The sequence below is a fragment of the Sphingobium xanthum genome (genome assembly GCF_019737615.1).
GTDB lineage: Bacteria > Pseudomonadota > Alphaproteobacteria > Sphingomonadales > Sphingomonadaceae > Sphingobium > Sphingobium xanthum.
This window is the reverse complement of the sequence record NZ_JAHKKS010000010.1, coordinates 147,744-167,511: the sequence shown is the minus strand read 5'-3', so window position 1 is coordinate 167,511 and position 19,768 is coordinate 147,744. Positions and strand designations below refer to the sequence as shown.

The window sequence follows — 19,768 nt, the reverse complement described above, 5'->3', positions numbered from 1 at the left end:
ACCAGGTCTACGTCCTGCCCAAGCATCTCGACGAGAAGGTCGCAGCCCTCCACCTCGACAAGCTCGGGGTCAAGCTCTCCACCCTCACCGAAAAGCAGGCCGCTTACATCGGCGTCTCCACAAAGGGACCGTTCAAGCCCGATCACTACAGGTACTGACATTGCGAGCGGGAGGCGCATGATGCGCCTCCTCTCCTCAGCGTCTCGTCGCCCTGGGCTTTTTGGAAGGGTCGTTCTTATCCTCTCTCCAAAGGACGGCCCTTCTAAAAAGCTCAGGGCGATATGTTTTTCGAGGACGGGTGGTTCCCTCCATGCGAACGAACGCCTATCAGCCACTCCTCCATCGCCCGAATTTCAACAGGAAAGAGCCAAGATGAGCGACGCGACCTATGATGTGCTCGGTGTCGGCAACGCGATTGTCGATATCATCGCCCAGGCCGACGAGGCCTTCCTCGCCAAGCACAACATGCCCAAGGGCGGCATGGCGCTCATCGACGAAGCGCAGGCCCATGCCCTTTATGCCGACATGGGCTCTGCCATCGAGGCCTCGGGGGGCTCCGCAGCCAATACGATCGCGGGCATCGCTTCCTTCGGCGGCAAGGCCGCGTTCATCGGCAAGGTGAAGCAGGACACGTTCGGCGAGATCTTCTCGCACGATCTCAAGTCGATCGGCGTGAACTTCTCGACGCCCGCCGCGACCGACGGCCCGGCCACCGCGCGCTGCCTCGTGCTCGTCACCGACGACGCCCAGCGCACCATGGGCACGCATCTTGGCGCCTGCGTCAATCTGACCAGCGACGACATCGATGCCGATCTCGTGGCCGCCAGCGCCATCACTTATCTCGAAGGCTATCTGTTCGATCCGCCGGCCGCCAAGGAAGCCTTCCGCAAGGCATCGGCCATCGCGCGCCAGGCCGGCCGCAAGGTCGCCCTGACCCTGTCGGACAGTTTCTGCGTCCATCGCTACAAGGACGAGTTCAAGGCGCTGATCGCCGACCATATCGACATCCTCTTCGCCAATGAGAGCGAGATCGAGGCGCTCTACGGCAGCAAGGACATCTCCGCCGCCGCCAATGACCTCGCCGGCAAGATCGACATTGCTGCGATCACGCTGAGCGCCAAGGGATCGCTCATCGCCAGCGGCAGCGAGCGCGTCGCCATTCCGGCTGCGCCGATTGACGAACTGGTCGATACGACCGGCGCGGGCGATCTTTATGCGGCGGGCGCGCTCTATGGCTTCAGCCGCCATCTGCCTTTCGCGGAATGCGGGCGCCTCGCGAGCCTCGCCGCGGCGGAAGTCATCCAGCACTACGGCGCCCGCCCCCAGCAGCCGCTGGTCGAGCTGGCCTGATAAGAGCTTCATCGCAAACGGAGCGGCCCCGAACGGTGGTTCGGGGCCGCTTTGCGTTCAGCCATAGCTGACCAGCTCGAACTCGATCCCGTCCCAGTCGAGGAAATAGAAGCGTCGGCCGGGCGCATAGTCACCATGGCTGAACGGAACGAGGCCTTCCTCAATCACGATCTGCTCGGCCGCATCGAGATCATCGACCAGCAGGCCGACATGCTGAAGCGGCACGCCCTTGCGGAAGGGCACCGGTTGCGGCTCGCTCGGGCGATAGAGCGCGAGATAATCGACATCGCCGCCCAGATGGATGGTGAAGCCATTGTTCAGCGCCGGCCCGCGCCAGCGCTCCTCCCAGCCACAGAGCCGCGCGAAGAACGCAGCCGAGCGCTCGGGATCGCTCACGGTGATGTTCACATGTTCGAGGCGGGCTGCGCGCATGATCTGTCCTTTCCTGACGTTGATCCGAATCGATGCGCCGTACCATGCAACCTCAAGCTTACTTTAGATCAAGCTTTAAGTTATGCTGTGGACATGGACCGCAACGACCTCATTCCTATCGGCACGCTGGCGCAGCGCACCGGCCTCGCCGTCTCGGCGATCCGCTATTATGAGCAGCGCGGGCTGATCGCGTCGGTCCGGACCAGCGGCAATCAGCGCCGTTTCCTGCGCGCGGACATTCGCCGGCTGAGCTTCATTCTGGTCGCGCAGAATCTGGGCCTCGGCCTCACCGAGATCGAGCGCGAGTTGGCCGCCCTACCCCATGGCCGCACGCCCAATGCACGCGACTGGGCGCGGATCAGCCGATCGCTGCGCGACGCGATCGACCAGCGCATCGCGCAGCTGGAGCGCACGCGCGAGAAGCTCGACCTGTGCATCGGCTGCGGCTGCCTGAGCCTGACACGGTGCAAGCTCTACAATCGGGATGATCGTGCGGCCGCGCTGGGGCCGGGGCCGAGGTTTGTGCTGGGGTAGAAACCGTCATCCCGGCGAACGCTGAGATCTCGGGAGGTGGCAGCGCACGATCGCCTGAGACCCCAGCTTTCGCTGGGGTGACGAGGAAAGTCAGAGCGACCCAGGCGCCCGGAAGATCGCCTTGCCGCAGCTCTCGCAGCACAGGTCCGCCGTCGGGATCGCCCGCTCGACATGGTCGTGATGATCCTCGCCATGCTGGATCACGCCGGCCGAGCCGCAGCAGGCGCAGCCATTGGGATCGACGAGCGCGTCATATTGATCGAGCATCGCCTCGGTCCAGGGCGCATTGCAGAAGGGACAAAGCGGCCCGGCTTCTTCGCGCTCGCCAGCAATCTTCGTTTCAGCGCTCACGGTCAGGGCCTTTCCTCAATGCGCACCCAGTTCGGCACGCCGGGAGATGATATAGGTCTCGTTATTGAACCACAAACCCTTGTGGAGTTGCAGGATCTCGCGCGTCGCATCGACATAGCGGTTGCGGTTGAGGATCGCGGAAAGGCGCGCGTCCTCGATCTGCGCGACATAGCTTGCCGCGTTCCAGGCCGCGAGCACGGTCGACATGCCGAACTCGCCTTCCGGCGCGATCTCGGTCGCCAGCATGCGGATGGGGTAGCGGAAGATCGCTTCCTCATCGGTCAGCTGATGGAAGCGATAGCTGCGCGATTGTCCGCCCAGTTCCTGCTCGACCGCCTCCATGAGGTCGGCGCGGCCGGTGACGAATGGATTTTCGCCCGGCCAGACCGAGCGCACCAGCTCCAGCCCCGGATCATGCCCATATCCATGGATGCCGAGCAGTCGCCCGTTTGGCCGCAGCGCCCGCACCAGCGGCGCCACTACCTTGCCGGCCTTGAACGATATCGGCGCGCGGGCGCGGTAAGGATGCGAGAGCAGTACGAAATCGAAATCGGCGCGCGCGAGGCCCCGGCGTGGAATGATCGAATCCAGCACGAACTGCTGGTCCTTGCGATAGATCACCAGCACCGCCGGCGTCTGCGTCACCGGGTGCCCGCTTTCCTGACTGACCTTCACTTGCCAGTTTTGGTCGATCACCGGCTGAAGCGCGGCAATCGCTTCCTCGAAATCGCCCGCAGTCGAGCCTTCCAGCGCGATCTCGTGCCAGGCCATGGCGCTCGCCGCGACCGGCGAGCTGGGCTTGAGATAAGGCGCATCGGCATAATTGAGGTTGGTAACGACCAGCACGGTCGCGGGATGCTCCTGGAACCGGTCCGGCATCTTCTCCAGCATCAGCCGGACATTCTCGATGCTGATCTCCTTGGCGACCACATAGAAGGGCAACCACGGATAGCGCCGGTGCGCACCGCGCAGCAGCCGCGCGAAGGCCGTGCCGTCGCCCGATCCGCCATCGAACAGGCGAATGGCCGGCGGCTCGGGCTGGGCAAAGGTGAGCTGCTCCAACGCCTTGTCCGCCACCATCTGCTTTTCCGACGTCGTGTTGACGAACATCAGATATTTCTGACGGTTGTCGTAGAAGCGGAAGCCGTGGACCGGATCGACGCTGTGCTCGATCCCCTTGATCGCAGAGCGCAGGTTCGTGGCCGAGGGGCCACCCTTGTCGGCGATGAACCGGTGGACCCGGTTCACCGTCTCCAATGTGACGCGGCCACCCTGCTGAAGACGACTGACCAGCTTGCCGTCATTCACCGCCTGCCGGCCGAAGGTCGTCTGAGCGATCCTCATGCGCCGACAGGCCTCGTCGATCTGGGCCAGCAGGGTCTCCGCGTCGGTCATGGCGCCTTGGGTTGCGGCGGCGGCATCATCGCCCAGCTCATCGGCGGCGGCCCCCATTCCTGGGAAGCCGGCGGCAGGTTGAACAGCTTGATGGCATTTCCGCCCAGCACCATGCGCTTCTGCTCATAAGTCAGAAGATCGGTATGGAGCAGATAATTGAGATTGTCGCCATAGCTGATGCCGCGGCGACGGACGCGATCGCCCTTGGGCAGGTCGGCGCTGCGCAGGCGCGTATAGTCGCTGCCCCACATCACGCGCTCATAGCCAAAGGCATTGAACAGGCGATTGAGGTTCGGCCAGACGTCCTCATAGGGATAGGTTTGCTGCGAAAGCAGAGGCGCGCCGCAGAGCTTCACATAGACATTGGGATGCTTGGCGAGCTCAAGCAGATCCTCGAACGGACCCCAGCTCATCGCCTCGGGCGGCGAGACCGGATGCTGCGCCACGCCGATATGATCGACGATCAAGGTCAGGTCCGGATAGCGCTCGGCGACCGGGCCGATATGCTTGCAGCCGCCATGCGTCGAGTTGAAGATCGGCAGGCCGACTTCCTGCGCGGTCGCATAGATCGGCTCGAAAATGCCCTGCGCGAATTCCGGGCGCATGACGGCGTTGACGAAATCGCCGACCAGCGCGCGTCCGGCGATCACCGCCGGATTGGCCTTCACGCGGCGCACTTCGGAGGCGAGGTCGGGATGCGTGTGGAAGAAGGTGTGTACGCCCGGGAAGCGGCCCGGATAGCGCTCATGACCGAGATTGTAGAAAGCCTCGCTGGTGACGGCGAGCGCACGATCGACGCCGATCGCGTCCATCGCCTCGCGGGCCAGCTCGACCTGCCAGAGCGCGGTCTGGTCCTTCATGCTCTCGTCCAGCGGCTTGCCAGGCCAGGGCTCATGGATCTGGACGTCGACGATCTCCAGGGCTTCGATACTGCTCATGCAATCCTCTTTCAGCTTGGTGTCTGGTGCGATGGGGTCAGTTTGCGAATTCGCGGACGGCCCGCTGGTAGGAGCGGGCGTAAGGCTTCATGCCCTGCACCACGATCAGGATGGCGAACGTGCCCATGATCGCGGCGTTGAGCATCATCGAATATTTGAGCGCGCCCTCGTCGCGGAACAGATAGTCGGTGAAGAGCGCGACGATGACCGGGCTGAGCGCGAAGGCGATGACGTTGTTGCAGAACTGGGTCAGCGCGCCGACCTGCGCGCGCATGCGATTGGGCGTGATCACCTGGAAGGCCGCGATGCTGGGGCCGAAGCCGACCGTGCCGACGAAGCTCGCCGCCGCGTTCATCGCCAGCACCATCCAGGGATTGGGCATCATCGGCGCGGCGATCATGATCGGCACGGAGATCAAGAGCCCATAGAGGACGATACGCAAATTGGCGTCATTCCGGCCGAGCGTCGTCCAATATTCGGACAGCTTGGCGCCGGTCATCAGCGCGATGGGCGAGATGATCAGCGTGATCGTGCCGGTGATCATGCCGACTTCGGAGAGCGGCCAGCCGAACTCGCGGTGGATGAAGGTCGCGCCCCAGGTGGCCGGCACGGCGAGCAGCATCGCCTTCATGCCCATGCCGCCGACGGTCGCGGCATAGGTCCGCCAGTCGTCCTTGAGCCAGCCGGCGACTTCGCGCACGGGCACCTGCGCCGCCTTCTTGCCGCCGAGACCGCGCCGGGGCGGCTCCTTGGTGGTGAGCACGACCAGCGTCCAGATCAAGCCCGGAGCGCCGACGATGATGAAGGTCCATTGCCAGGAGCGGATGAGGCCGATGCCCGGCAGCTCGACCGGCGGCATGCCGGCCACGAAATGCAACACCGCGCCGCCGAGAAACAGCGCCAGGCCGGTGCCGAGCATAGCGCCCATGCCCATGGTCGCGGTCGCGAAGGCGACCTTTTCGCGCGGCCAGTTGTCGGTCGCGATGGACCAGCTGGCCGGGCCGTATCCGGACTCGCCCGCGCCGATGCCCATGCGAGCGATCATCAGGCTCCAATAGCCCTGCGCCGCGCCGCAAGCGACCGTACAGGCGCTCCAGAAGGCGATGGAACAGGCGACCAGATTGCGGCGATTGTGGAAATCCGCGAGCCGCGCGACCCAGATACCGACGATGCCGTAAGGCAATGAAAAAGCCGCGCCGATGAGCAGAGCGGCCTGCGTGTCGGTGATCCCGAAATCCTGTTTGATCGGTTCGATCAGCAGCGACATCACGCTGCGATCGAGCACCGTGAACATGACCACGATCGTCATGACGAAGAGCGAGTAATAAGCGTCCTTGCGCGGCGGCCAGGGCTGGCCCTCGACAGGCGGGGTCGCGGCCGCTGCTGCCTCGCCTGCATGAGGCGCCGAAACGGGGACATTCACTGCATCAGCCATCACGCTCTCCGGAAGTCGATCGGTTCATTATGATTCTACGTCGCCGTCGGCCTCAGCGCGTAATAGTTAATATGATAAGCGATTCCCCTTAGTGGGCAAGGTTGCACGCCTGCCCACTCCCCGCTTGCTCAATTGGGAAGTCGCATATGCTCTCGTCGGCATTGTCCGCGGCCCGTCCCATCCTGCTCCCTCATGCCTGGCGCGGCGGCGCCTTCTTCCAAGGTCTGTCGCTCTGCCGGGGGCATTCGCGGCGCGGCCAGAAGGCCGCGCCGCAATATTATCATGATTTCATGCGCTTGCCGGCGATGCGGCAACCCTCGGCCATCGCGCTGAGCTTCGCCCAGACGATCTCTTCATGACCCACGCGCGAACCGATGCCGCAGTCGGTGCCGGCGTGGACATTCTCCATGCCGACCAGCCTGGCGAAGTTGACCAGCCGCTCGGCAACCAGCTCGGGATGCTCCACGAGATCGGTATAATGGCCGACCACGCCGGGCACGATGATCTTGCCGTCGGGCAGCTTCAGATCCTCGAAGACACGATATTCGTGGGCGTGGCGCGGGTTCGAGGCCTCGAACGAATATGCCTGCGCGTTCACTTGCATCAGCTTGTCCGCGATGTGCTGGAACTCGATGTCATTGGTGTGCGGGCGGTGACCCGAACCCCAGCACATGTGGAAGCGGATCTGGTCTTCCGGCAGGCCGCGCAGCGCATGGTTGATGATCTCGACGCAGAAATCGAGATATTTGCGATATTCGTCGACGGTGTAGTCGGGGTAGAACATCCAGCTCGTCGCGAACTCCGGTTCGTCGATCTGCACGATCAGGCCCGCGTCGGTGATCGCCTTATATTCCTGCCGCATGCAGTCGGCGACGGCGAACATATATTCCTGCTCGTCCTTGTAGTGCAGGTTCGTGGTGCCCGCGCCCGTGCTCAGCGGGCCGAGCGCGGCGATGAAGCCATCCACGTTCGACTTGCCGGCCAATGCCTTCTTGACCGCATCGATGTCCTTCTGGATCTCGGCCTGACCGGTATAGGTGATGTCGCCGGTGCAGACAGCTTCATACTTGCCGAAGTCCGGCATGCCGCCGCTGCCGCCGGGCGTCATGAAGCCGGGGCGGATAGGACCGCCGGAACCCGCGAACCAGAGGCCCGACTCATAAAAGCCGGGGAAATCGCGCCGGTCGCGCTCGGCGACGAAGGCGCGCTTGGGCTTCGAGCCCTCGGGCCGCAGGCGGCGGTCGAAACCGGTCGTGCGGGCACCGATATAGCTGGTGTAGCCGCCGCCGTTCGCGGCCTTCACATATTCGCCGTCATTGACGATATCGACGCCGCATTCGATCTGCTTGTCGACGACCCACTGGACGGCCTGGGGCAGTTCGACCGCAATCTCGTCCTTATAGTCGTCAAATTTGGCGAGCTTCGCATCGAACGCCGCCGGACGCGGCAGGTTACCGCCATGGCTGCTCAGGAAATATTCGGTTGAACGCCGCATGCTGGCACCCTCTCGTCAGTGGTCATTATCTAGATGCCCGTGCCACGACGAAACGCCCGAAGATTGACTGGCCCGGAACGATTTGTTCCGGGCCAGCGGATTTTTTGAAAAGGCCGTGAGAGCTTGGCGCTGCGCGGCGTGCGTCAGGCTGCTTCGACGTGCAGCTGGCGATAGTCGCGCGGCGAATTCTCGAACCGCGCACGGAAGCTGCGGGCGAAATGCGGGGCACTGTTGAACCCCCAGCTGAACGCGATGTCCGTGATCGAATGGCTGCGCCAGCGCGGATCGCGCAGCTGGCGGGCGCATTCTTCCAGACGGCGCCGCAGGATATAGGCCGAGGGCGATTCATCGCTGACGGCGAAGATCATCCGCAGATAGCGATCGGACAGCTGCAGCTTGCGCGCGATCAGCGAAGGGCTGAGCTCGGGATCGCGGAGATTCTCCTCGATGAAGAGCTTCACCTTCCAGAAGCGGCCCGACATGATCGCCGAGGCGGACATGCGGTCGTCCATCATCGCCGCATAGGAACTTGCCAGCACATCCAGGAGATGCCGCCCTGCCCGCTCGCGCGTTTCCGTGCTCAAGGCGAGATCGTCCTTGCGGGCGATATCGATGGCCATGGCGGCCGCCGTCGAGGCAAGCCCATCATGCCGCGCCAGTCGACGCCCGCACAGATGATCCGGCGACGGAATCGTCTCCTTCACCATCGACATGGGCACGCGGAACATGATCAGCTCGTTCGGCCCGTCCAGCCGCAGCTCATATTGCGTGTTGTTGTCGCAGAGCGTGAAGTCGCCCTCGTCGAGCATGATCTGGTTGCCATAATGCTTGAACGCGCCATGGCCGCGAACCTGCAGGATGAACGTCGACATGCGTTTGGAGCGGCCGGTGATCTCATGCGCATTGCGCCGGATCGCGACCGATCCGCAGCGCATCACGATCATCTCCATCGGCCCCATGTCGATCGTGCGAATCTGTGAGTCCGGGACGCGGGTATAGACCTCGATATGGGTCCGTTCGCCATGGATATTGGCTGTATAGATGGTAGGCGCGACGGCGTATCTGCTCTCCGCCAGCTCTGCGGCTTGCCTCATTCCTAAATACCTCTTCCAGGGAGCCCATCGCTGGATTCCCCAAAATCTCTCCGCCGAGCATGATATGCGAATGAGGGCGCGCGTCAATGTCACTATAACGAATGGCGTTGCACTTTGTGACAGTTATGCAACGTGCTTCAACTGGAAACCGTTGTCATGGCCGGATCGCGGGCGCGTAGATCGAAAGCGGCGCTGATCAATTCCTTGGTGTAGGCGCTGGAGGCTGACTCGAAGATGCCGTCGGCCGGACCATGCTCGACGACATGACCGTCCTTCATCACCACGATATCGTGCGCCAGCGCGCGGACGACCTTCAGATCATGGCTGATGAAGAGATAGGTCAGCCCGTGCTTCTCCTGCAGGTCGCGCAGCAGATCGACGATCTGGCCTTGCACGGACATGTCCAACGCGGACGTCGGCTCGTCCAGCACGACGAAATCGGGCTTGAGGATGATCGCGCGCGCGATGGCGATGCGCTGGCGCTGACCACCCGAGAATTCGTGCGGATAGCGATCGAGGATATTGCCGCGCAGGCCGACCTCGTCGAGCATCTGGCGCACGGCGTCGCGCCGCTCCTGCCGCCCCAGCTCCGGCCGGAAGTTGATCAGCCCCTCCTCGATGATCTGCGCGATGGTGAGACGCGGGCTGAGGGACGCGAACGGGTCCTGGAAGACGATCTGCATGCGGTCGCGAAACCGGCGCATTTCCTTCGTGTTGCGCATGTCGATCGGCTCTTCGCAGAAGCGGATGCCGCCCTGGCTCTTGATGAGGCGCAGCAAGGCGAGGCCCATCGTGCTTTTGCCCGATCCCGACTCACCCACCACGCCCAGAGTCTTGCCGCGCCGGATGCGGATCGAGATGCCATCGACAGCCTTCACATGGCCGCGGGGCTTGCCGAACCAGCCCTTGATCGGAAAATGCACCTTGAGGTCGTCCGCCTCCATGACACAGGCCGGCTCCTGCGCCGTCTCCAGCGGCCGCCCGCGCGGCTCGGCATCGAGCAGCTTCTTCGTGTAGGCATGCCGCGGATTGTCGAAGACTTCGGCCGTGTTACCAGCCTCCACGATCACGCCGTCGGTCATGACGCAGACGCGCTCGGCCATCTTGCGCACGATGCCGAGATCGTGCGTGATGAGCAGCATCGCCATGCCAAGCTGCTTCTGGAGCTTCTGCAGCAGGTCGAGCACCTGCGCCTGGACGGTGACGTCGAGCGCCGTCGTCGGCTCGTCGGCGATCAGCAGGTCCGGCTCATTGGCCAGCGCCATGGCGATCATCACGCGCTGGCGCTGCCCGCCGGACAGCTCGTGCGGATAGGATTTCACCCGATTTTCCGCGTCGCGCAGGCCGACCAGCTTCAGCAGCTCGATCGTGCGGGCAAGCGCCGCCTCCTTCGTGATGTCGGGCTGGTGCTGGCGGATCGACTCGATGATCTGCCGGTCGATCGTGTGCAGCGGATTGAGCGAGGTCAGCGGCTCTTGCGGCACCAGCGCGATCCGGTGGCCGCGCACGCGCTGCATCGTGCGCTCGTCCGCGCCGACCAGCTCCTGCCCGTCGAGCCGGATCGATCCGGTCGGGTGCGAGGCGATCGGATAAGGCAACAACTGCATGATCGACATGGCCGCGGTCGACTTGCCCGATCCGGACTCCCCGACCAGCGACAAGGTCTCGCCCCGCCGCAAGGTGAAGGTCGCGCCTTTCACGGCCTCGATGATCCGGCCTTCGGACCGGAAATTGACGCCGAGATTCTCGACCTCAAGCAATGGCGTGCCAGCCTCGCTCATGCAGCCCTCCGCGGATCGAAGGCATCACGGACCGCTTCGCCAATGAAGATCAACAGCGAGAGCATGATCGCCATGACCATGAAGCCCGAAACCCCGAGCCAGGGCGCGTTGAGATTGTTGCGCGCCTGGCTGAGCAGTTCGCCGAGCGAGGGAGAGCCGCGCGGGAGGCCGAAGCCGAGGAAATCGAGCGACGTCAGCGTCGTGATCGACGCATTGAGCACGAACGGCAGGAAAGTGAGCGTCGCGACCATCGCATTGGGCAGGATATGCTTGAACATGATCTTGCCGTTCTTGAGCCCCAGCGCCCGCGCCGCGCGCACATATTCGAGATTGCGCGCGCGCAGGAACTCGGCGCGTACGACGCGGACCAGCGCCATCCAGCTGAACAGCAGCAGCACGCCCAGCAAGGTGAAGAACCCCGGCTGCACCATCGTGCTGACGATGATGAGCAGGTAGAGCAAAGGCAGGCTCTGGAAAATCTCGATCGCGCGCTGGAGCAGCAGGTCGGTCCAGCCGCCAAAGAAGCCCTGCACGGCGCCCGCCGCCACGCCGATCATCGAACTGAACACCGTCAGCAGCAGGCCGAAGCTCACGGAAAGTCGGAAACCGTAAATCAGCCGCGCCAGCACGTCGCGGCCCTGATCGTCCGTGCCGAGCCAGTGCCGCGCGGACGGGCCGTCAGGCAGCTCGGCGCCGATGTCATAGTCGATCGTCTTGTAGCTGTAGGGGATGATCGGCCAGATCGCCCAGCCATTGTCGGCGATCATCTTCTGCACGGCCGGGTCGCTATAGTCCGCCTCGGTCTCGAACTGCCCGCCGAAGGCTGTCTCCGGATAGGCGACCAGCGCCGGCACATAAGCCCCGCCCTTGTGCCAGACGAAAAGCGGCTTGTCGTTCGCCACCAGTTCCGCGCAGAGCGAGACGAGGTAGAGCGCGAGGAATATCCACAGGCTGTAGTAGCCGCGCTTGTGCGCCCTGAATGTGGCCCAGCGCCGCCGTGTGAGCGGCGTGAACCGGAAGCGGCGGACCGGCTCGACTGGCGGCTCGAGCGCTTGCGCCTCGACGTTCATACGTCCCGCCTTTCGAAGTCGATGCGCGGATCGACCAGCACGTAGCAGATGTCGCCCAGCAGATTGGCGATGAGGCCGAGCAGCGAGAACATGAAGAGCGAGCCGAGCATGACCGGATAGTCGCGGTTCATCGCCGCCTCGAAGCTGAGCAGGCCGATGCCGTCCAGCGAGAAGATCACCTCGATCAGCAGCGAGGAGGCGAACAATATGGTGATGAAGGCATGCGGGAAGCCCGCGACCACGATCATCATCGCGTTGCGGAACACATGGCCATAGAGGACGCGGTTCTCGCTCAGGCCCTTGGCCCGCGCCGTCGTCACATATTGCTTGTTGATCTCGTCGAGCGTCGAGTTCTTGCAGAGCATGGTGAGATTGGCGAAGGCGCCGATCGAGATGGCGAGGATCGGCAAGGTGATGTGCCAGAAATAGTCGCCGATCTTGCCGAGCGCGGAGAGCTCTTCCCAATTGTCCGATGTCAGCCCGCGCGAGGGGAAGAGGTTCCAGAAATTGCCGCCCGCGAAGAAGACGATCAGCAGGATCGCGAAAAGGAAGGCCGGGATTGCATAGCCCACAATGATGAGGAAGCTGGTCCAGTTGTCGAACGCCGTGCCGACACGCACAGCCTTGCGGATGCCGAGCGGGATCGAGACCAGATAGGTCAGCAGGATCGTCCAGAAGCCGAGCGAGACCGAGACCGGCATCTTGGACAGGATGAGATCGATGACCTTCTCGTCCTTGTAATAGCTCGTCCCGAGATCGAAGGTCGCGAAGTCCTTCAGCATCTTGAAGTAGCGCTCGTGGACCGGCCGGTCGAAGCCGTAGAGTTGCTCCAGCTCTTTCACGACCTCGGGCGGCAGGCCGCTCGTCGTCGCGCCGCTGTCGACCGGACCCGAGGGCGCCGATCCGTCGAAATTCGCCGTTGCGCTCGTCGCCTCGCCGGACATGCGCGCGGCGATCTGGTCGATCGGCCCGCCGGGCACGAACTGGATGATGACGAAGGCGATCGTCACGATACCGAGCAGGGTGGGCAGCATGAACAGGATGCGGCGCAGGATATAGCCGATGAGACCGCTCATATGGCCTTCCCCAGCCGCTTGCGCAGCGCATCCTGCTTCGCCTTGTCGATCCACCAATGGTCGAGCATGAAGAAGGGGAAGGTATTGACCGGCTCGACCTTCGGCCGGCCAAACTTGTTCCAGTAGGTGAAGGACTGCGTGCCCGTCGGCGCGGGATAAATATGCTGCATCGGCACCGAATAGACGCCCGCCACCAGCACGCGATTCATTGCCCGCCCGGCAGCCACCGCCACATCGCGCTCCGGCGCCGTCACCATGGTATTGAGCAGGCTATCGACCGCAGGATCGGCGACGCCGGACAGGTTGCGCGAGTCGATCCGCGTGCGCCCGTCCGATTGCCATTCATTGCGCATCTCATTGCCCGGCGCGATCAGCGTGGGCAGGTTCGGCACCGAGATGCGCAGATCATAGTCGTAGCGCGCGGTGAACTGGCGAACGGTCGAATTGTCGTAGAGCTTGATGTTCACCGTGATCCCGAGCCGGTCGAGATTGCGGACGAACTGGGTGATATATTTCTCCTGCGAGACGCCATAACCTAGCATCAGGTCGAGCGTGATGGGCTGGCGCGTCTTCGGATCGACCAGCCGCAGATTCTCGATTGGGTAGCCGGCCTCCTTGATGAGCCGGGCCGCCTCCAGCAGGTTCGTCCGCTGGCGATCGCGCGTACCGAGTACCGGCAGGGGCTTGGGCGCCGCGAACACTTCCGGCGGCAATCGGTCGCGCCACGGCTCCAGCAGCTTCAGTTCCGCAGCCGAGGGCGCCGTGCCCTTGATGTCGAAATCGCTGTTCTCGAAATAGTTCGAGACCCGGCCGTGATAGCCGTGAAGGATATGCTTCTGGAACCACTCATAGTCGAAGGCGTGGAGCATCGCTCGTCGCACCCGCACATCCGCGAAGAAGGGGTTGCGCGTGTTGATGGTGAGGCCCTGATACGAGATCGGCGTCCTGTAGGGGATGAAGGAGCGGACGAGATCGCCCCGCTTGAACGTCGCCAATTGCTCCTCGCGCTTCCAGCGCAAGGCAGACTGATCCATGCGGAAATCATAGTCACCGGCGAGAAACGCCTCGGCATAGACCGCGAGATCGCGATACCAGTCGTAGCGTATGTCCATATTGTAGCGGCCGCGCGCCGTGGGCATATCCTTGCCCCAATAGTCGTCGCGCCGCTCCATGTAGACCGATCGGCCGGGCGAGAAGCTCTTGATCCGGTAAGGCCCGCTGCCCACCGGTATCTGCATCGTCGCCTTGGTGAAGTCGGTCTTCTCGTAGAAATGCTTGGGCAGTACGGTCAACTCGTTGGCCGAGGCGACCAGGGTCGGCGTATTCTTCTCGGCCAGGATCAGTCGCACGCTGCGCGGCCCGGTCTTCAAGGCCTCCCTGACCGCCACGCCCGAACGCCGGATCAGCGGCCGACCTGACTTCTGCGCGACCTTGACCGAGAAGATTACGTCCTCCGGCGTCACGGGCTTGCCGTCGCTGAACCGCGCTCTGGGGTTCAGCCGATATTCGACCCAGGAAAGGTCCTTTGGATAAGTGATGCTTTCGGCGAGCCGGCCATATTGCGAGGCCGGCTCGTCCAGGCTGCGCACCATCAGCTTCTCGAACACCAGCGGCTCCAGGCCGAACGGCGGGAAGCCCATCACCGAGATGATGTTGAAGCTGTCGTAATAGCCCTGCGTCGCGGAGCGGAAGACCCCGCCCTTGGGCGCGTCGGGATTGGTGTAATCGAAATGCTTGAAGCCGGCGGGATATTTGAGGGTGCCGAAGGCCGCGAAGCCGTGGCTGGTGACGATGCCCGTGTCGGCGGCGGGACCGGATGTACTCAGCGAGATGAGGACTGCAGCGCCCAAAAGGCCGCGCAAAGCGTTGATGCCGATCACGCGGATCATCGATGCGCCCCGCGCCGCGCCTTGCGGGACAGCTCTTTCTCCGGCGCAATGCGTTTGACGATCATCGGCGACGCGCTTCCCTCCATCCCCGGCTTCTGTTTTTGGCCAGGCTCCTCTCGACTCTTATCAGGTTAACTGTTCCGCGTCGAAAAAATTGCCTCGCCCGGAAAATTTCGCATTATTTCGCGTCCGCCGAGCGGGTCGAGAGAGCACTTTCAAGCAATTGATTACACGCTGGACTTTTGTCGCTCCGGCAGCTCAGCCCTGCAGCCATATCCTGCGCCGCACAGGCACCGGAACGAATGAGGCGCCGGAACCGTCAACCGGTCCCGACGCCTCATCAATGCAATCGTGCCTGTCGGTCAGGCGTAGACCTTCGTCTCGCCCTTCACGCGCTTGCCGGCAATGCGGCAGCCCTCGGCCATCGCGGCGAGCTTGGCCCACACGATCTCCTCATGACCGACGCGCGAGCCAATCCCGCAGTCGGTACCTGCATGGACATTCTCCATGCCGACGCGCTTGGCGAAATTGACCAGACGCTCCGCGACCAGTTCGGGATGCTCGACGAGGTCGGTATAATGACCCACCACGCCCGGGACGATGATCTTGCCGTCGGGCAGCTTCACATCGTCGAACACGACATATTCGTGGGCGTGACGCGGGTTCGATGCCTCGAAGCTGTAGGCCTGCGCATTGATCTGGAACAGCTTGTCCGCAATGTGCTTGAATTCGATGTCATGGACATGCGGGCGATGGCCCGAACCCCAGCACATATGGAAGCGGATCTGCTCTTCCGGCAGGCCGCGCAGCGCGTGGTTGATGACCTCGACCGCGAAGTCGAGATAAGCGCGATACTGCTCCACCGTGTCGTCGGGATAGAACATCCAGCTCGTCGCGAATTCCGGCTCGTCGACCTGCACGATGAGGCCGGCGTCGGTGATCGCCTTATATTCCTCGCGCACCGTGTCGGCGACCGCGAACATATAGTCGCGCTCGTCCTTGTAGTGGACGTTGGTGACGTTCGCGCCGAGGCTGAGCGGGCCGAGCGCGGCGATGAAGCCGTCCACGTCCGACTTGCCCTTGAGCGCGACGTTCAGTGCGTCGATGTCCTTCTTGATCGCGTCATAGCCGGTATATTGCATCGCCTCGGTGCAGAGACGCACCTTGGTCGGCAGTTCGCCGGTCTCGCCGCGCCAGCCGCCGCCGGGCTGCACATAACCGGGACGGACCGGACCGCCCGAGCCCGAGAGCCACAGGCCGGACTTGTAGAAGCCGGGGAAATCGCGGCGGTCGCGCTCGCCGACGCTGGCGCGCTTGGGCTTCCAGTCGGCCGGGCGGTCGACCATGTTATAGCCCTTGATGCGGCCATGGATGTAGCCGCCATAATTGCCGCCGTCGGCCGCCTTCACATATTCGCCGTCGTTGATGATATCGACGCCACATTCCATCTGCTTGTCGACTACCCACTGGACCGCGACGGGCAGCTCGACTGCAATCTCGTCCTTATATTTGTCGAAGTTGGAGAGCTTCGCGTCGAACTCCGCCGGGCGCGGCAGATTGCCGCCATGGCTGCTGAGAAAATAATCGGTTGAACGCCGCATGTGCCATCCCCTTCCGTGTGGCGGTTGTCGTCGCCAGTCCGCCGAAGGGCAAGAAAGGCTGCGGCCCGAGGAGAGAGTCGGACCGCAGCCATGCTGACAACATCGTTGCAGGGAGGAAGCTAGCCCATCGTCCCAGCCGAAAATTGCTCGCAGCGGAACATTGTGTTGAACCCGTCCCCTGCCCTTTCTTGCCTTTTGCCGGGCAGGCAATATCGCCGTCGCACCGGCCCGGAACGACCGGGAACCGGGCTTTCAGAAAGGCAGGAGAGGCATGAAGATCACCGGCTGCGAGACCCATGCCGTCACCGTGAATTTCGAGGGTGTGATGTCCGGCACGCATGTCGTGCTGCGGCTCAAGACGGATCAGGGGATCGAGGGCATCGCCTATGTGAGCCGCGTCGGCCCGCGCAACATCCGTGCCATGGCGCTGGTTATGGAAGCGATGGTCGAGAGCCTCGCCGGACTCGACCCCACCAACACCGAGGAAATCTACCGCAAGATATTCGGCTCGTCGCTCGGCGCGCCGGTCTCCGGCCTGGAGCTGCGCGCCGCGAGCGCGATCGACGTCGCCTGCTGGGACTTGAAGGGCAAGGCCGTCGGCCAGCCGGTCTGGAAGCTCATGGGCGGCTTCCGCGATCGCCTGCCCATCTCGGCCAACTGGGCGCTGATGCCAGGCCCGCCCAAGGACAAGCTGCAGGCGCATCTCGAAAATCTGGTGTCACGCGGCTTCAAGGCGGTCAAATGCCCGCTCGGCTTCGCGACCATGGACGCGGCGATCGACCATGTGAAATTCGTCCGCGCCGTCGTCGGGCCGGACGTGAAGATCATCGTCGATCTCAATTTCCAGCACACGGTCAAGAGCGCGCTGCACTTCGCGCGCGAGACCGAAGAGGTCGATCTCTACTGGATCGAGGACCCGGTCGCCTTCCACGATTATGACGGCATGGCGGAGGTCCGCGCCAACACGAAGCAGACCATCACCTGCGGCGAGGTCTTCCAGTTCCAGCACGAGTTCAAATGGCTGCTGGAAAAGCGCGGCTGCGACAATGTCATGATCGATCAGGATCTCGGCCTCACCGGCTTCCTCAAGGTCGCGCATATGGCGCAGGCCTATGGCTGCCCGGTCGTCAACCACCTCGCGCCCGAAGCGCTCTCGCACCCCATCGCCGCCGTACCCAACGGCCTCATCGTCGGCCTCGTCCCCTGGGGCCAGCCGCTCTTCACCGAACAGATGCAGGTCGAGGACGGCAACCTGGTGATGTCGCATGCGCCGGGCCTCGGCCTCACGCTGGACGAGGATATGCTGAAGAAATGCGCGATCTGACGGGCGCGCACCTTCACCCCCGCGTGAGCGACACACAAATTGCGCATTCCCCATATTTCTCGACATTAACGGTCGAAATTCGACCCGCTCAGCCACCTGGAATAACGCGCGTCCCTTGACGAACGCCTCGCAGACCCTGACATTGACGAACGGTGCCCATGCGGGCCCGTGAGGAGGTCGCGCTGCTCACTTTGGAAACCGAACGGCTGATCCTGCGCCGCTGGCGGAACGAGGATCTGGGACCGGCTGCCGCCATCAACGGCGATCCCGAGGTCATGGCCTGGATCGGCGCGGGTCCGATGTCTGTTCAGGATTCGGGGATTTATCTCACGCGCAACGACGCAGGCTTCGATTCGCACGGCTTCGGTATCTGGGCCGTCGAGCGCAAGGAAGATCGCGGCATGATCGGCTTTTGCGGCTTACGCCGGTTCGAGCGGCCGCATCATCCGCTCGGCTCCTGCATCGAGGCCGCCTGGCGCTTCGCGCGCGACAGCTGGGGCAGCGGCTATGCGACCGAGGCCGCCCGCGCCGCCTTCCTCGACGGGTTCAACCGCTGCGGCATTGCCACGATCACCAGCTGGGCGCCCGCCGGAAACGTGCGCTCGCAAGGCGTGATGCAACGCATCGGCATGCGGCGTCGGCCCGAGCGTGATTTCAATGCCCCAGCCCTCCCCGCCGGCCATCCGCTCCGCCCCCATATCGTCTTCACCGCCGATCGGGCGACCTGGCCCGAAGTGCCGGTTGAGGCCACGAGCGAATTGGATCGCCAGGAAGCGGCGGGATAATTCGTACCCAAGTCGAGCACTTGCGCGGCAGCTACAAGCGTGCATTGGACGGCGGCTGGGCCACCCGGCTGTCGGACGAGCTGAGGCGCGATCGAACCACCACTGATCCCTCTCCCCTTGCGGGAGAGGGCTGCGGAGACTTGGCAGCGTGCTGTCTAGTCGGAGCTGGGTGAGGGGTAGGCGATCCACAGGATCGCGCGGATCGTCGATCCGCTCCCCCTCATCCAACTGCGCCTAACCGCTTGGCAGCGGCAAGGCTTCGTATCCTTCTCCCACAAGGGGAGAAGGTGTGACGGCTTGCACCGTCGAACATTTCCCGTCTCACCCGGCCATTGAACGTTGCCCCCTCCCCATGCTCTAAGGACACCGGATCGCGCCCGAGAAGCCCGACCGGCCATGAAGGAGAGGGGCAGATGACAATAGCCTATATGATCGTGCGCGTGATCTTCGGCCTGTGGTTCACTTATGCGGGCATCGAATATTTCATCCCCGGCCTCCAGCCGTTCGGCACGACCGCCATCGCCCAGCAATTCACCCATGCGCTCGTCGACAGCGGCCTCATGCTGATCGTGAAGATCATGGAATTGATCGGCGGCGTGCTGATCCTGCTCAATCGCGCCGTCCTGCCCTCCGCCCTCGCCATGCTGCCGCTCTCGGTCGTCATCGCCTTCTGGAACATCGTCCTCGATCCGGTCCCACCGGTCGGCTACGCCTTCGGGGTGGTCACGCCGCTCTTCAACCTTATCCTGATTTGGCCGTACCGCGAGCGCTTGATGCCGCTGATGGTGTGGAAGCCGGCGAGCGCCTGAGACCGCCTGTCGCGGCGGCGCGGCCGACGGGTTCGCGCGACCCGTTCGCACTATTTGCGCCGCGCCCCTTATAAGTGACCGCGCCGATCCCCATATGGCGACTATCGCGCACCACTGACTCCCCGTAGGCGTTCGCGACTGAGAGACGATCTGGCGCTCCCGCTTACGCAGTGGAGCAGAGCCGTGGACCTCAACCAGCTTTATCATGATCATCAGATGTCGCTCATGCGGGCCATTGCCACGCGCTGCGATCGGGGCCGTGCGCTGCATCGCGGCAACGCATCGCGGATCGCCCGCACGATAGAGCGCATCCACCGCGCTTCGGGCGCGACTGCGCTCCGCAACTGGGAGGCGCCCTATACCAGCCAGGATGATCCGCCCGGCAACCATCGTGCAACAACGCATTGAA

At 63.4% G+C, this 19,768-nt stretch carries 19 protein-coding genes; 7 read left to right on the top strand and 12 right to left on the bottom strand.

Going from position 1 to position 19,768, the window contains the following annotated elements:
* Together KM135_RS16140 and KM135_RS16135 are read left to right on the top strand one after the other, a co-directional pair.
* Nucleotides 1–158 (top strand): adenosylhomocysteinase (locus KM135_RS16140; protein WP_221713821.1); only part of this gene is annotated, 158 nt, incomplete at its 5' end.
* Between the two features lie 214 nt (nucleotides 159–372).
* Nucleotides 373–1,350, top strand: coding sequence for an adenosine kinase (locus KM135_RS16135; RefSeq protein ID WP_221715065.1), 978 nt, complete (start codon nucleotides 373–375; stop codon nucleotides 1,348–1,350).
* A gap of 57 nt (nucleotides 1,351–1,407) precedes the next feature.
* On the opposite strand, the gene KM135_RS16130 is transcribed toward KM135_RS16135, so the two are convergent.
* Complete coding sequence (locus KM135_RS16130) at nucleotides 1,408–1,782, bottom strand: VOC family protein (protein WP_221715064.1); 375 nt, start codon at nucleotides 1,780–1,782, stop codon at nucleotides 1,408–1,410.
* Nucleotides 1,783–1,875: 93 nt separating this feature from the next.
* On the opposite strand from KM135_RS16130, the gene soxR reads away from it, so the two are divergent.
* A complete protein-coding gene (gene soxR, locus KM135_RS16125; RefSeq protein ID WP_221715063.1) occupies nucleotides 1,876–2,316 on the top strand; it encodes a redox-sensitive transcriptional activator SoxR in 441 nt (146 codons plus the stop codon).
* Between the two features lie 90 nt (nucleotides 2,317–2,406).
* Here soxR and KM135_RS16120 read toward each other — a convergent pair whose 3' ends face one another.
* The 11 genes from KM135_RS16120 to KM135_RS16070 form a co-directional block, all read right to left on the bottom strand.
* Nucleotides 2,407–2,667: a hypothetical protein gene (locus KM135_RS16120; RefSeq protein ID WP_221715062.1), complete on the bottom strand. Its 261-nt coding sequence runs from the start codon at nucleotides 2,665–2,667 to the stop codon at nucleotides 2,407–2,409.
* A gap of 15 nt (nucleotides 2,668–2,682) precedes the next feature.
* Nucleotides 2,683–4,062: a hypothetical protein gene (locus tag KM135_RS16115; RefSeq protein WP_221715061.1), complete on the bottom strand. Its 1,380-nt coding sequence runs from the start codon at nucleotides 4,060–4,062 to the stop codon at nucleotides 2,683–2,685.
* Complete coding sequence (locus tag KM135_RS16110) at nucleotides 4,059–5,000, bottom strand: amidohydrolase family protein (protein WP_221715060.1); 942 nt, start codon at nucleotides 4,998–5,000, stop codon at nucleotides 4,059–4,061. The genes KM135_RS16115 and KM135_RS16110 overlap by 4 nt, the downstream gene beginning before the upstream one ends.
* 37 nt (nucleotides 5,001–5,037) lie before the next feature.
* Nucleotides 5,038–6,435, bottom strand: coding sequence for a spinster family MFS transporter (locus tag KM135_RS16105; RefSeq protein WP_221715059.1), 1,398 nt, complete (start codon nucleotides 6,433–6,435; stop codon nucleotides 5,038–5,040).
* 280 nt (nucleotides 6,436–6,715) lie between these two features.
* Entirely contained in the window at nucleotides 6,716–7,930 is a 1,215-nt protein-coding gene (locus KM135_RS16100; protein WP_221715058.1) for a cobalamin-independent methionine synthase II family protein, read from the bottom strand.
* Between the two features lie 143 nt (nucleotides 7,931–8,073).
* Complete coding sequence (locus tag KM135_RS16095) at nucleotides 8,074–9,024, bottom strand: helix-turn-helix domain-containing protein (RefSeq protein WP_221715057.1); 951 nt, start codon at nucleotides 9,022–9,024, stop codon at nucleotides 8,074–8,076.
* Between the two features lie 137 nt (nucleotides 9,025–9,161).
* A complete protein-coding gene (locus KM135_RS16090) occupies nucleotides 9,162–10,805 on the bottom strand; it encodes an ABC transporter ATP-binding protein (RefSeq protein WP_221715056.1) in 1,644 nt (547 codons plus the stop codon).
* Nucleotides 10,802–11,875, bottom strand: a complete 1,074-nt coding sequence (locus tag KM135_RS16085) for an ABC transporter permease (RefSeq protein ID WP_221715055.1) — start codon at nucleotides 11,873–11,875, stop codon at nucleotides 10,802–10,804. The genes KM135_RS16090 and KM135_RS16085 overlap by 4 nt, the downstream gene beginning before the upstream one ends.
* Entirely contained in the window at nucleotides 11,872–12,951 is a 1,080-nt protein-coding gene (locus KM135_RS16080) for a microcin C ABC transporter permease YejB (RefSeq protein ID WP_221715054.1), read from the bottom strand. Before KM135_RS16080 ends, KM135_RS16085 begins: the two co-directional genes overlap by 4 nt.
* Nucleotides 12,948–14,840 carry an extracellular solute-binding protein gene (locus KM135_RS16075; RefSeq protein ID WP_221715053.1) on the bottom strand — a complete coding sequence of 631 codons (1,893 nt, stop codon included), beginning with the start codon at nucleotides 14,838–14,840 and terminating at the stop codon, nucleotides 12,948–12,950. The genes KM135_RS16080 and KM135_RS16075 overlap by 4 nt, the downstream gene beginning before the upstream one ends.
* Before the next feature lie 362 nt (nucleotides 14,841–15,202).
* Nucleotides 15,203–16,441 (bottom strand): uroporphyrinogen decarboxylase/cobalamine-independent methonine synthase family protein, encoded by a 1,239-nt coding sequence (locus KM135_RS16070; RefSeq protein WP_221715052.1) that lies wholly within the window; start codon nucleotides 16,439–16,441, stop codon nucleotides 15,203–15,205.
* A 271-nt stretch (nucleotides 16,442–16,712) separates the two neighbouring features.
* Between KM135_RS16070 and KM135_RS16065 the strand changes: the two genes are divergently transcribed.
* From KM135_RS16065 to KM135_RS16050, 4 genes are all read left to right on the top strand, one after another.
* Nucleotides 16,713–17,765, top strand: a complete 1,053-nt coding sequence (locus KM135_RS16065; protein WP_221715051.1) for a mandelate racemase/muconate lactonizing enzyme family protein — start codon at nucleotides 16,713–16,715, stop codon at nucleotides 17,763–17,765.
* Nucleotides 17,766–17,923: 158 nt separating this feature from the next.
* Nucleotides 17,924–18,550, top strand: coding sequence for a GNAT family N-acetyltransferase (locus KM135_RS16060; RefSeq protein ID WP_221715050.1), 627 nt, complete (start codon nucleotides 17,924–17,926; stop codon nucleotides 18,548–18,550).
* Between the two features lie 413 nt (nucleotides 18,551–18,963).
* Nucleotides 18,964–19,359, top strand: a complete 396-nt coding sequence (locus KM135_RS16055) for a DoxX family membrane protein (RefSeq protein ID WP_221715049.1) — start codon at nucleotides 18,964–18,966, stop codon at nucleotides 19,357–19,359.
* 183 nt (nucleotides 19,360–19,542) lie between these two features.
* On the top strand, nucleotides 19,543–19,767 hold the full coding sequence (locus KM135_RS16050) for a hypothetical protein (protein WP_221715048.1): 225 nt from the start codon (nucleotides 19,543–19,545) through the stop codon (nucleotides 19,765–19,767).
* Nucleotide 19,768: the final 1 nt, after the last annotated feature.